This is a genomic window from Halomonas ramblicola (assembly GCF_030409215.1).
Classification (GTDB): domain Bacteria; phylum Pseudomonadota; class Gammaproteobacteria; order Pseudomonadales; family Halomonadaceae; genus Halomonas; species Halomonas ramblicola.
On sequence record NZ_JAUFPL010000005.1, the window covers coordinates 1 to 12357 of the forward strand.

Sequence of the window (12357 nt, forward strand, 5' to 3'; positions counted from 1 at the left end):
GGCGACCCCGGCCCCAGCGGTTATTACAGATGCCCCGCCATGAAGCACGGGAGCAAATTCGGCAACACGGTCATCCGGAAAAGCTTAAGTAAGTGCCATTCGGGTCTGACCCCGCAGGGGGCTTAGGCCAGGTTCTCCGGCCCGAAGGCGTCGGGCAGCAGCGTGGCCATGTCGTACTCCTTGAGCAGCCGCCCCTCGGCGTCCACCACGCGGATGCGCGTCTCGCCGTCGGCGAACTCGCGGATGCGCTGGCGACAGTCGCCGCAGGGTGTGCAGAGGTGCTCGCCGGGGCCGATCACGTAGACCTCGCGCAGGCGCCGTTCGCCGGCGCTGACCATGGCGGCGATGGCCGAAGCCTCGGCGCAGAGGCCCTTGTAGTGGGCCACCTCCACGTTGGCGCCGGCGTAGCGCCTACCGCTCTCGCCGACCACCACGGCACCCACCGGGTGGTGCGAGTAGGGGGCATAGGCGCGGCCGCGCACCGCCACCAGGGCTTCGACCAGGCTCGGGTCCAGCTCGCTCATGCCGCGTCCTCCCGGTCGTCGCGCAGCACGGCGTCCAGCGCCACGCGCATCATGTCGTCGAAGGTGCGCTCTCGGGCGGTGCTGTCCAGCGAGTCGCCCTTGAGGATATGGTCCGAGACGGTGCAGATGGTGGCGGCGCGGGCACCGAACTCGGCGGCCACGCCGTAGAGGCCGGCGGCCTCCATCTCCACGCCGACGATGCCGTAGCGCTTGAGCAGCTCGGCGGTGTCGGGGCGGGGGTCGTAGAACAGGTCCGCCGAGAAGAGGTTGCCCACCCGGGTGGCCACGTCCAGCTCGCCGGCGGCCTCCACCAGCGCCCGGCTCAACGCGAAGTCGGCGATGGCGGCGAAGTCCATGCCGGCGAAGCGCGCGCGGTTGACGCCGGAGTCGGTGCAGGCGCCCAGGCCGATCACCACGTCGCGCACCGCCATGTCGTCGCGCACCGCGCCACAGGAGCCCACGCGGATCAGCCGCTTGACGCCGTAGTCGGTGATCAGTTCCTTGGCGTAGATGGACGTCGAGGGGATGCCCATGCCGTGGCCCATCACCGACAACTCGCGGCCCCGGTAGGTACCGGTGTAGCCGTACATATTGCGCACCGTGTTCACCTGGCGCACGTCCTCCAGGTAGGTGTCGGCGATATACTTGGCGCGCAGCGGGTCGCCGGGCATCAGCACGGTATCGGCGAAGTCGCCCGGTGCGGCGTTGATATGCGGGGTCGCCATCAGTGGGCTCCTGGTGTGGGGGACGGGGCGGAAGTGAGGAAGCTCTCGCCGTCGTCCATGGGCGCGAGGCCCAGGAAGTCGGCGAGGCTCTGGCCGATGTCGGCGAAGGTCTCGCGGGCCCCCAGGGACCCGGCGGCGAGCCCGCCGCCCAGGGCCAGCACCGGCACCTGCTCGCGGGTGTGGTCGGTGCCGTGCCAGTTGGGATCGCAGCCATGGTCGGCGGTGAGGATCAGCAGGTCGTCGTCGCCCAGTGTCGCCAGCAGCTCGGGCAGGCGGGCGTCGAAGTGCTCCAGCGCCGCGGCATAGCCGGCCGTATCGCGGCGGTGGCCGTAGACCATGTCGAAGTCGACGAAGTTGGTCATCACCAGCGATTGGTCGCCGGCCTCTCTCAGCGCCGCCAGGGTGGCGTCCATCAGGGCATCATGGCCGCCGGCCTTGAGCGTGCGCGACACGCCGCAGTGGGCGTAGATGTCGGCGATCTTGCCGATGGCGATCACCTCGCCGCCGGCATCATGCAGCCGCTGGAGCACCGTGGGGGAGGGCGGCTCGACGCTGTAGTCGCGACGATTCGCCGTGCGCGCGAAGCTCGAGGCATCGTCGCCCACGAAGGGGCGGGCGATCACCCGGCCGATGTTGTAGGGCTCGAGCAGGCGGCGGGCGATCTCGCAGAGCCGGTAGAGCCGCTCCAGGCCGAAGGTTTCCTCGTGGGCGGCGATCTGGAACACCGAGTCCGCCGAGGTGTAGACGATGGGCTGACCGCTGCGGAGGTGTTCCTCGCCCAGCCGAGCGATGATCTCGGTGCCCGAGGCGTGGCAGTTGCCGATCACCCCGGGCAGCTCGGCCTCGCGCACCAGGGCCTCGAGCAGCTCGGCGGGGAAGCTGTTGTCCTTCTCCAGGAAGTAGCCCCAGTCGAAGCGCACCGGCACCCCGGCGATCTCCCAGTGGCCGGAGGGGGTGTCCTTGCCCGAGGAGATCTCCCGGGCGTGGCCGTAGGCGCCGATGACCTCGGCGGGCGGGGTGATGCCCTCGGCCCAGGCGCCGGTGGCGTCGCGGTGGGCGTGGAAGAGCCCCAGGCGGCCCAGATTGGGCAGCGCCAGGGGGCCGGTGTTGCCCCGGCCGTCGCAGTCGCCGCGGGCGCAGGCGGCGGCGATATGCCCCAGGGTATCGGCGCCCTCGTCGCCGAAGCGGGCGGCGTCGGGGCCGGCGCCGATGCCGAAGGAGTCGAGGACCAGCACGATGGCGCGGCTCATGAAGCCTCCCCTTGGATCCGGTCATGAATCAGTGTAGGCGCGGCGAAGTCGGCATCGCCCAGGGTGATGGCGTCGCGTACGCGCCCTGCGGCGCGCTCAGCGTCGTCCTGGCTCGCCGCCTGCACCAGCGCCAAGGGGCGCTCGGCGTCCACCGTCTCGCCCAGGGAGGCGATGCGGGTCAGGCCCACGGCGGGGTCGATGGCCTCCCCGGGGGCACGCCGCCCGCCGCCCAGCTCGACCACCGCCAGGCCCAGGGCGCGGGTGTCCATGGCCTGGACGACGCCCGCCCGCCCGGCGTGGACCGCCAGGGTGACCGGCGCTTCGGGCAGGTGGCGGTCGGGGCGGTCGAGCAGGTCGGCGGGACCGCCCAGGCCGGCCACCATGGCCGCGAAGCGTTCGGCCACGGCACCGCTGGACAGGGTGTCGTCGAGCCTGGCCAGCGCCGCCGTGCGGTCGTTGGCCAGGCCGCCGGCCACCAGCAGCTCGGCGGCCAGCCGGCGGGTCACCTCCAGCAGGCGACCGTGGCGCTTCTCGCCGCTCAACAGGCGGATCGCCTCGCGTACTTCGATGGCGTTGCCGGCGCAGGGCGCCAGGGGCTGGCTCATATCGGTGACCAGGGCGGTGGTGGGGGTGCCGGCCCGCGTGGCGACGTCGGCGATGGAAGTCGCCAGCTCAACGGCGGCTTGGTGAGACGGCATAAAGGCCCCGCTGCCGGTCTTGACGTCCATCACCAGGGCATCGAGGCCGCAGGCGAGCTTCTTGCCCAGGATCGAGGCGACGATCAGCGGCAGCGACTCCACCGTGGCGGTGACGTCGCGCACCGCGTAGAGGCGCTTGTCGGCCGGGGCCAGCTCGCCGCTCTGGCCGACGATGGCTACGCCCACCTCGCGGACCAGGCGGCGGAAGGTGGCGCTGTCCGGGGTGACCGAGTAGCCGGGGATCGCCTCCAGCTTGTCCAGGGTGCCGCCGGTGTGGCCCAGGCCGCGTCCCGAGACCATCGGCACGAAGCCACCGCAGGCGGCGATCCAGGGCCCGAGCACCAGCGAGACGAGATCGCCCACTCCGCCGGTGGAGTGCTTGTCGAGCACCGGGCCGGGCAGGTCGAGGTCGTCCCAGGCGAGCACCCGGCCGGAGTCGCGGATCGCCTCGGTCAGCGCCACCGTCTCGGCGGTGTCCATGCCGTTGAGGAAGATCGCCATGGCCAGCGCCCCGACCTGGGCATCGGAGAGCGAGCCGTCGGTGATGCCGGCCACCAGCTCGCCGATCGCCTCCGGGGAGAGCGCCCGGCCGTCGCGCTTGGCGCGGATCAGCTCCTGGGGAAGGGCGTCTGTGCGCATCAGTAGCCTCCCTGGCTCCCGCCCGGGGCGACCGCCAGGCCCAGGGTGACCAGCAGGTCGTCGAGCAGGCCGGAGGCGCCGAAGCGGAAGTGCCCGGGGGTGATCCAGGCCCTGCCCATGAGCCGCTCGGCGAGCTGCAGATAGGCCTGGGCGTCCTCGGCGCTGCGCACCCCGCCGGCGGCCTTGAAGCCGACGTCGCGCCCGCTCGCCTTGATCGTCTCGAGCAGGATCTCGGCGGCCTCCAGGGTGGCGTTGACGGCCACCTTGCCGGTGGAGGTCTTGAGGAAGTCGGCGCCGCCCTCCAGGGCCAGCTCGGCGGCGCGACGGATCAGCGCCGGGTCCTTCAGCTCGCCGGTCTCCAGGATCACCTTGAGGGTGGCGTCGCCGCAGGCCTGGTGGCAGCAGGCGACCAGCTCGCGGCCGGTCTCCTCGTCGCCCGCCAGCAGCGCGCGGTAGGGGAAGACCACGTCGACCTCGTCGGCGCCGGCGGCCACGGCCTCGCGGGTCTCGCGGGCGGCGGCCATGATGTTGTCGCCGCCGTGGGGGAAGTTGGTGACCGTGGCCACCCTGACCTTGCCCGCGAGGTCCAGCGCCTTGAGGGTGCGCCGTGCGGTGGTCACGAAGGACGGGTAGACGCACACCGCCGCCGGGGTGCCGGCCGGCGTCCTGGCGCGGCGGCACAGCGACTCGATGGCGGCATCGGTGTCGTCGTCGTTGAGGCTGGTAAGGTCCATCAGCGCCAGCGCCTGGCGTGCAACCTGTTGCAGATCGTTCATTGGCGTGCCCTCGTTTCGATTAGCCCATGGCGCCCAGCGCCAGGAAGAAGCCGGCGAGTGTCGCCGACATCAGGTTGGACAGGGTACCGGCCAACACCGCCTTGAGGCCAAAGCGGGCGATGTCGTGGCGGCGGCTGGGGGCGATGCTGCCCAGGCCGCCGAGCAGGATGGCGATGGACGACAGGTTGGCGAAGCCGCACAGGGCGAACGACAGGACCGCCATGGTATGCGGCGTCATCGCCTGGCCGGTGGCGGCCACCACCTGCTCGCCATCGAGGTAGGGGGCCAGGTTGATGTAGGCGACGAACTCGTTGACCACCAGCTTCTGGCCGATGAAGGAACCGGCCAGGGTCGCCTCCTCCCAGGGCACGCCGAGCAGGAAGGCCAGCGGGGCGAACAACCAGCCGAGGATCAGTTCCAGGCTCAGCGACTCCATGCCGATCCAGCCGCCGATGCCGCCCAGCATGCCGTTGATCAGGGCGATCAGGCCGATGAAGGCGATCAGCATGGCGCCGACGTTGGCGGCGAGCATCAGCCCCGAGGAGGCGCCGGCCGCGGCGGCGTCCAGCACGTTGGTGGGATGGTCCTCCTCGGCCTCGAGGCGCTCCTCGGCGGCGGAGATGCTGTCCTCGGGATCGCGGGTCTCGGGCATCAGCAGCTTGGCGAACAGCAGGCCGCCCGGGGCGGCCATGAAGGAGGCGGCCACCAGGTACTCCATGGGGATGCCCAGCGCCGCATAGCCGGCCAGTACCGAGCCGGCCACCGAGGCCAGGCCGCCGCACATCACGGCGAACAGCTGCGAGGGGGTCATGCGGGCGATGAAGGGGCGCACCACCAGCGGCGCCTCGGTCTGGCCGACGAAGATGTTGGCGGTGGCGGAGAGCGACTCGGTGCGCGAGGTGCCCAGCGCCTTCTGCAGGGCGCCGCCGAGGATGCGGATCACCCACTGCATGATGCCCAGGTAGTAGAGCACCGCGGTCAGCGAGGAGAAGAACACGATCACCGGCAGCACCTTGACGGCGAACACGAAGCCCACCTCCTCGGTATTCGCCAGGCCGCCGAACATGAAGTCGATGCCGTCGTTGGCGTAGGCCACCACCTGGCTGACCGCCCCGGAGACGGTGGTGAGCACCGCCTGGCCGGCGGGCACGTAGAGCACGAAGGCGCCGATGCCGGCCTGGATGGCGAAGGCGCCGACCACGGTGCGCAGGCGGATGGCGCGGCGGTCGCTGGAGAAGAGCAGGGCGATGGCGACCAGCGTCACCATCCCGACGAGGCTCATGATGAGGGTCATGGGAATCCCCTTTGCCTTACAGCAGGTTGAGCTTGAGGGTGTAGATCATGGCGTTCTGGTACTGTCCCGGCGTACCCAGCTTCTCGTCAGCGTAGCGGTACTGCACGCCGGTGGTGAGTCGCTCGTGGGGATGCCACCACAGGCTCAGCGCGCCGTTGGTGCCCACGGCGTCGGCCTCGTCGCCCACGTAGTTCTGCTCCAGGTAGTCGTCGTCGCGGCCGAAGGTCTGCTCGTGCCAGTTGGTGACGCTGAAGTCCTGGCCGAAGGCGGTGAAGTCGTAGCCGGCCACCCAGCCGGCCATGAAGCCGTTCATGCCGGTGAAGCCGTCGCTCTGCACCCGGGCCGCGCCGAGGAAGGGCTTGAACCACAGGCCGCTGGCGAAGGTGTGGCGGTAGCCCAGGCCGAGGATCTGGTCCTGTTCGCGGAGATCGAAGCCGTAGTCGCGGAAGTCGTAGACATGGGCATAGATCGAGAAGGGGGACTCGCCCAGGTAGAGGTGCGAGGTCAGCTTGGCGGCGGTGCGGAAGTTGTCCTTGCCGTCGCTGGCCTCGTCGAAGCGGTCGTTGCCGGGGTTCTCGAAGTCGAGGAAGCCGTAGAATTCCCCCCAGGAGAAGCCGGCGCCGCCTTCGAGCTCCAGGTAGGGGAAGTCGCCCTTGGCGGCGTTGTCGGCGGTGCGTGCCTCGGTGCCGTCGGACCAGTCGAGATAGTTGACGGAGACGTTGGCGAAGGACCACAGCGGGGTCGAGGCATCCTCGGCCTGGACGGCGGGAACGACCAGCAGCAGGCCTGCCCCCAGGCCGAGGAACGGAAGTTGACGGATCATGGGCATGGTGTCGGTTTCCGGTGTTGTGGTTGTGGAGTCCGGAGGCCGGACGCGGCTCACGTGAAAAATATAACAATCAGTGTTATTTTTCTAACATTTTCTGGCGTCGATCGGAATCGAGACCATGAACGAACGCAGCGCCCGCCGCCTCGCCCGCCTCGCCGACACCCTGGCCCAGGGGGGCAGCCTGCGTCTGGCGGATGCCGCAGCCCTGTGCGGGGTGTCGGAGATGACCATTCGCCGCGACCTGGCCGCCGGCGACGGCGAGCTGACCCTGATGGGCGGCCACCTGGTGCGCGCCGGCGACCCGCGCTATGCGCCGGTCTATGACCTGGACGACCAGCGCGACCGCCAGGCGGCCGCCAAGCGCCGCCTGTGCCGGCGTGCCGTGGAGCGGGTGGAGGAGGGCGACACCCTGTTCATCGACTGTGGCACCACCCTGATGCCGCTGGTCGCCGAACTGGCCAACTTCCGCGAGCTCACCGTGGTGACCTATGCGCTCAACGTGGCCAATGCCGTGGCGCGCCTGCCCCATCTACGGCTGGTGCTGCTCGGCGGGGTCTACCACGCCTCGTCGCAGTCCTTCGGCGACGAGGCCGTGGACGCAGCGATCGCGCGGCTGGGCATCAATCGCGCCTTCCTCTCGGCGGCGGGCCTGCATCCGCGCCACGGCCTCAGCTGCTTCCACTTCCACGAGGTGGCCCCCAAGCGGGCGGCCATCGCCACCGCCGGCGAGCGCATCCTGGTGGCCGACGCCACCAAGCTGGGGGTGATCCGCCCGGCGCGCTTCGCCGAACTGGAGGAGGTCGACCTCCTGGTCACCGATGCCCGAGAGGGGGACATGGAGGGACTGCAGGGGCCGCGGGTGCTGCACGGCTGAGGGGAACCTGGCCTGGATCAAGGCGCGGCCGTCGCGGTCTTGCTATGTTGAAACCATGTCACCGTCATTTCTCGCCGGAGGAACGTCCATGCAAGCCGCCGACATCATGACCCGCAACGTCATCACCGTGACACCCGACAGCGAGGTGCGCGAGATCGCCAGCCTGCTGCTCGAACACGGCATCAGCGCCGTTCCCGTGGTGGACGAGGCCGGCAAGATACTCGGCATCGTCAGCGAGGGCGATCTGATCCGTCGCGTCGAGGACGACAAGCGCAGCAAGTCCTGGTGGCTCAAGCTGTTCGAGGCCGGCAACCCCGCCGAGTACGTCAGGTCCCACGGTCGCCGGGCCCACGAGATCATGACCCGCGACCCGATCACCGTTGGCGAGGACAGGCCGGTCCACGAGATCGCCCGGCTGCTCGAGAAGCACCACATCAAGCGGGTGCCGGTGGTCGAGGCCGGCAAGCTGGTGGGCATCGTCAGCCGCTCCAACCTGCTGCGCGGCTTCTCGGTGGCGGCCCCCGAGGCCAGCGTCACCGCCGACGACCGCGAGATCCGCGAGGCGATCCTCAAGGAGGTCGACGAGAACACCGGCGTGCTGGTGGACCGCATCAACGTCATCGTCACCCAGGGTAAGGTCCAGCTGTGGGGCCTGGTGGAGAGCGAGGAGGAGCGCATGGCCGTGCAGGTGGCGGCGGAGAACACCCCGGGGGTCGGGGAGGTGGAGAACAACCTGGGCTATGTGCCGCGCGGCGTCGGCACCCTGTAACGCGTGCCAGACCCACGCAGCGAAGGGGGGCGGCCCATGGGCCGCCCCCCTTCGCGTCTGGTTTGCGCTTGGCGCGCGGCCCCTTCAGCTCTCGTCGGACGGCACCGGCTCGGCCTGGGCCACCTGGTCCAGGGCCGAACGCAGGTTGTCGAGGCTGCGCTGGCGGGCGTGCAGCTTGTCGAGCCCGAACAGGCCGATGCGGAAGGTCCGGAACTGGCTGCCCTCGTCGCACATCAGCGGCACGCTGCCGGCCACCTGGATGCCGGCCTGGGCGAACTTGGTGACGATGTCGGCATCGTCGGTGTAGCACACCACCACGCCGGGGGCCTCGAAGCCGGGGGCGGCCACGCTGGGGTAGCCGTACTCGGCGAGCAGTTCGCGCACGCCGTCGCCCAGCGCCTGCTGCTCCTCGCGCACCTTCTCCAGGCCGTACTGCTCGACCTCGAGCATCACGTCGCGCAGCCTGACCAGGCCATCGGTGGGCATGGTGGCATGGTAGGCGTGGCCGCCGGCCTCGTAGGTTTCCATGATCGACAGCCACTTCTTCAGGTCGCAGGCGAAGCTGGTGCTGGTGGTCTCCTCGATGGTCTCCCGGGCCAGCCGCGAGAGCATCACCATGGCGCAGCACGGCGAGGCACTCCAGCCCTTCTGGGGCGCGCTGATCAGCACGTCGACGCCGAGATCCTGCATGTCCACCCAGAGGGCACCGGAGGCGATGCAGTCGAGCACCAGGAGGCCGCCCTCCTCGTGGATGGCGTCGGCCACCTGACGGATGTAGTCGTCGGGCAGCAGGATGCCGGCCGCGGTCTCCACGTGGGGGGCGAAGACGATATCCGGCTGCATGTCGCGGATGGAGTCGATGACGTCCTCCACCGGGGCCGGGGCGAAGGGCGACTGCGGGTCGTCCTCGTCCCGCCGGCGCGCCTTGCGCACGTTGATATCGGAGGGGATGCGGCCCATCTCGAGGATCTGGGTCCAGCGGTAGCTGAACCAGCCGTTGCGCAGCACCAGGGCACGGCGCTCCTGGGCGAACTGGCGAGCCACGGCTTCCATGCCGAAGGTGCCGCTGCCGGGCACGATGACGGCACTGTGGGCGCTGTAGACCTCCTTGAGGTGGGAGGAAATGTCGCGCATCGCCTGCTGGAAGCGGGCCGACATGTGGTTCAGTGACCGGTCGGTGTAGACCACCGAGTATTCCAGCAGACCATCGGGATCGACATCGGGAAGCAAGCCGGGCATGGGGATCTCCGTGTTGATTCGGGCCTTCCGTATCGAAGGCCGGCATGGGGAGAGGATATGCCGATTCGCCGGTCGGGGCCAGTTGGCCCGGGGCATCGCGGAGCCTCGATGGAAGGGGTGATACATTAAGTTAACATGGCGATCGCCGCCGGCCTGCCGCCGATCATGCTCCGGCCCGGAAACCCCGCTCATACCGCAAGGACGCCTGCCCATGCCGACACCACCCGCTGCCTTCCCCCGCCCCCTGGCCCTGCTGATGCTGTGCGGGGTCGCCACCCTGTTCGCCACCAACCATGTGGCGGCGCGGGTCGCCTTCGACGCCGGTACCGGCCTGCTGCTGGCCATCCTGGTGCGCTCCGGCGTGGCCTCGCTGGTGCTGGGTGGCCTGGTGGTGGGGCGCCGCAAGGCCTTCGAGCTGCCGGCCGGCACCGGGCGCTGGCAACTGCTGGTGGGCCTGCTGGTGGCGGTGCAGAGCCTGTGCCTCTACTCGGCGGTGGCGCGCATCCCGGTGGTGGTGGCGCTGCTGTTGATGAACACCCTGCCGATCCAGCTGGCGCTGCTGACCTGGGCCCTGGGTGGCCGCCGGCCCAGCGCCCGGGCCTCGCTGATCATGGGCATCATCCTGGTGGGCCTGGTGGTGGTGCTGGACGTGCCCGCCTGGCTGGGCGAGCCGGGTGCGATGGGGCCCGGTTGGCTGGCGGGGATCGGCTTCGGCCTGGCGGCGGCCACCGCCTTCTCCGGCGCGCTGTGGATCACCGAGCACCGCCTGGCGCGGGTGGGCAGCACCCTGCGCAGCCTGCTCACCATGTCCACGGTACTGTTGAGCATGCTGGTGGCCGGCGCCCTGGGGCTGGTGCCCGGCGGCATGGACCTGCCCCAGGCGACCCAGGGCTGGTGGGGCCTGGCGGCGCTGGCGCTGTGCTACGGGGTGGGCTTCTCGATCCTGTTCATCAGCGTGCCGCGCCTGGACATGGCGCGCAACGCCCCGGCCCTGAACATGGAGCCGGTGGCCGCCCTGGTCCTGGGTTACCTGGTGCTGGGCCAGGCTCTCTCGCCGGTCCAGCTGGTGGGCGGCGGCATCGTGCTGGCGGGGATCCTGCTGCTGGGGCTGTCGCGGCGCGCCTGAGGCCGGTCAGGACGGACCGGCGATCACCCGCAGCGCCCCGGCGTCGGCCCGCAGCCGCAACTCGGCGAAGCGGCCCAGCGAGTCGCCGTCGGCGGTGACCAGTCGCTCGTGGCCCAGATGGAACCGGCAGACGGTCGGCTCGAGGTGCACCACGCTGTCGTCGCCGTCCGGCGCCTGGTCGGTCAGGCGGGCGACCACGAGGGTCCGGGCCAGCTGCCACCAGGGGCGGGGGCGAACGGCCACCAGGGTCAGCCGGCCATCGTGCGGTGAGGCGTGCGGCACTCGCTGGCCACCGCCGAAATAGGCCCCCGAGGCGATGGCGAGGGAGAGCCAGCGCTCCTCGAGGCGGCCGTCGTCGTGATCGATGCTCGCCTTGAAGCCGCGCATCAGGCCCAGTCGGCGCAGGCGCAGCAGGACGGCGGCGTAGCTGAAGCGACCCAGCCACTTCTTGAGGCGCGGTGAGGCCTGGGTGGCCGGCAGGGTGCCCAGGCCGATGTGCACCACGTTGAGGAACAGCCGCTCATTGATCCAGGCCACGTCGATCTCGCGGGGGGAGCCTTCGACCATCAGCCGGCAGAGGGCATCGGGATCCTCCGGCAGGTCGAGGTTGCGGGCGAAGTCGTTGGCGGTGCCCGAGGGCAGCACGCCCAGGACAGCGCCATGCCGGATACACACGCCCGCCACGCGATTCGCCGAACCGTCGCCACCGGCTACCAGCACGCGGTCGCCGGCGCCGATCTCCTCCTCCCAGGCGCTGTCGCCGAGGTCCCGGACGGCGAGATCGGCCAGGCCGGCACGGGCGAGCCGCTCCCGCCAGAAGCCTCCATGCCGGGTGCCGTCGCCGGCCCGGGTATTGGCGATGAGCCAGTGACGCATGGGCATTCTCCGTTCCTGAAGCGCCAGTATAGCGGTCGCCCGGCCGGCCAGCAGCCGGCCTGCCGATGTCACCGCCGGCAGACGGGGCGTAGCGCAAGTTTGCACGATGCGCCCTTGATCTTTGGTCGAGTGGCTACCACACTGAGAGTGGTTAGGAAACGGTGTTCATGAACAAGGAGGACGCCATGCAACGCATCACTCTCGCCGCCGTCGCTGCCGCCCTGGTCGCCGCCGGTGTCGCCGGTAGCGCCCAGGCACAGCAGCCCGTCCAGCCCCAGACCTACCTGGGCGGTGACGCCATGTTCTGGGAGCTCGACCCCGAGCGTGGCGGCAGCCGCGACAGCATCGGCCTGCGCCTGAACGGCGGCATGCAGTTCAACGACTACTTCGCCGTGGAGGGCCACCTGGGCGGCGGCGGCTCCGATGGCGGCGTCGAGCTGGACTACCTGGCCGGCGCCTACGCCAAGGGCATCCTGCCGGTCTCCCCGGAGTTCCGCCTCTATGGCCTGGCCGGCTACACCGAGGTGGACTTCGACGTCGATCGCGAGTCCGACTTCTCCTACGGGGCCGGCGCCGAGTTCGACGTGGCCCCCAATCTGGCGGCGGGTGCCGACTACATGCGCTACCTGGACAAGTCGAACTACACCTTCGACGCGGCCAGCGTGGGCCTGCGCTACCGCTTCTGACGCCCCGAGTCGCCAAGCAGACCCGGCGCCCCGCTGCCCTGGCAGCGGGGCG

Annotated in this window: 13 protein-coding genes; 4 read left to right on the forward strand and 9 right to left on the reverse strand. The window is 70.4% G+C overall.

What is annotated here, in order from left to right:
• Window positions 1-122: 122 nt before the first annotated feature.
• The 7 genes from cdd to QWY80_RS01215 are packed head-to-tail and all read right to left on the reverse strand — an operon-like array spanning window position 123 to window position 6729.
• Complete coding sequence (cdd, locus tag QWY80_RS01185; protein ID WP_290228839.1) at window positions 123-524, reverse strand: cytidine deaminase; 402 nt, start codon at window positions 522-524, stop codon at window positions 123-125.
• Window positions 521-1249: a purine-nucleoside phosphorylase gene (gene deoD, locus QWY80_RS01190; RefSeq protein ID WP_290228840.1), complete on the reverse strand. Its 729-nt coding sequence runs from the start codon at window positions 1247-1249 to the stop codon at window positions 521-523. The genes cdd and deoD overlap by 4 nt, the downstream gene beginning before the upstream one ends.
• Entirely contained in the window at window positions 1249-2499 is a 1251-nt protein-coding gene (locus tag QWY80_RS01195) for a phosphopentomutase (protein WP_290228841.1), read from the reverse strand. The genes deoD and QWY80_RS01195 overlap by 1 nt, the downstream gene beginning before the upstream one ends.
• Window positions 2496-3836 (reverse strand): thymidine phosphorylase, encoded by a 1341-nt coding sequence (gene deoA / locus QWY80_RS01200; RefSeq protein ID WP_290228842.1) that lies wholly within the window; start codon window positions 3834-3836, stop codon window positions 2496-2498. Before deoA ends, QWY80_RS01195 begins: the two co-directional genes overlap by 4 nt.
• Window positions 3836-4612 (reverse strand): deoxyribose-phosphate aldolase, encoded by a 777-nt coding sequence (gene deoC, locus QWY80_RS01205; RefSeq protein ID WP_290228843.1) that lies wholly within the window; start codon window positions 4610-4612, stop codon window positions 3836-3838. Before deoC ends, deoA begins: the two co-directional genes overlap by 1 nt.
• A 19-nt stretch (window positions 4613-4631) precedes the next feature.
• Entirely contained in the window at window positions 4632-5906 is a 1275-nt protein-coding gene (locus QWY80_RS01210; protein WP_290228844.1) for a NupC/NupG family nucleoside CNT transporter, read from the reverse strand.
• Between the two features lie 16 nt (window positions 5907-5922).
• The gene (locus QWY80_RS01215) at window positions 5923-6729 is read right to left on the reverse strand and encodes an outer membrane protein OmpK (protein ID WP_435389206.1); all 807 of its coding nucleotides are present in this window, start codon (window positions 6727-6729) and stop codon (window positions 5923-5925) included.
• A 124-nt stretch (window positions 6730-6853) separates the two neighbouring features.
• On the opposite strand from QWY80_RS01215, the gene QWY80_RS01220 reads away from it, so the two are divergent.
• Together QWY80_RS01220 and QWY80_RS01225 are read left to right on the forward strand one after the other, a co-directional pair.
• The gene (locus QWY80_RS01220) at window positions 6854-7609 is read left to right on the forward strand and encodes a DeoR/GlpR family DNA-binding transcription regulator (RefSeq protein ID WP_290228846.1); all 756 of its coding nucleotides are present in this window, start codon (window positions 6854-6856) and stop codon (window positions 7607-7609) included.
• Window positions 7610-7697: 88 nt separating this feature from the next.
• On the forward strand, window positions 7698-8378 hold the full coding sequence (locus tag QWY80_RS01225; RefSeq protein ID WP_290228847.1) for a CBS domain-containing protein: 681 nt from the start codon (window positions 7698-7700) through the stop codon (window positions 8376-8378).
• Between the two features lie 84 nt (window positions 8379-8462).
• Here QWY80_RS01225 and QWY80_RS01230 read toward each other — a convergent pair whose 3' ends face one another.
• Window positions 8463-9617, reverse strand: a complete 1155-nt coding sequence (locus QWY80_RS01230; protein ID WP_290228848.1) for an aminotransferase class V-fold PLP-dependent enzyme — start codon at window positions 9615-9617, stop codon at window positions 8463-8465.
• A gap of 211 nt (window positions 9618-9828) precedes the next feature.
• On the opposite strand from QWY80_RS01230, the gene QWY80_RS01235 reads away from it, so the two are divergent.
• Window positions 9829-10743: an EamA family transporter gene (locus QWY80_RS01235; protein WP_290228849.1), complete on the forward strand. Its 915-nt coding sequence runs from the start codon at window positions 9829-9831 to the stop codon at window positions 10741-10743.
• 6 nt (window positions 10744-10749) lie between these two features.
• Here the strand turns inward: QWY80_RS01235 and QWY80_RS01240 are convergent, their stop codons facing one another.
• Entirely contained in the window at window positions 10750-11619 is an 870-nt protein-coding gene (locus QWY80_RS01240; protein WP_290228850.1) for a diacylglycerol/lipid kinase family protein, read from the reverse strand.
• Window positions 11620-11804: 185 nt separating this feature from the next.
• Between QWY80_RS01240 and QWY80_RS01245 the strand changes: the two genes are divergently transcribed.
• Entirely contained in the window at window positions 11805-12305 is a 501-nt protein-coding gene (locus QWY80_RS01245) for an outer membrane beta-barrel protein (RefSeq protein WP_290228851.1), read from the forward strand.
• Window positions 12306-12357 lie beyond the last annotated feature (52 nt).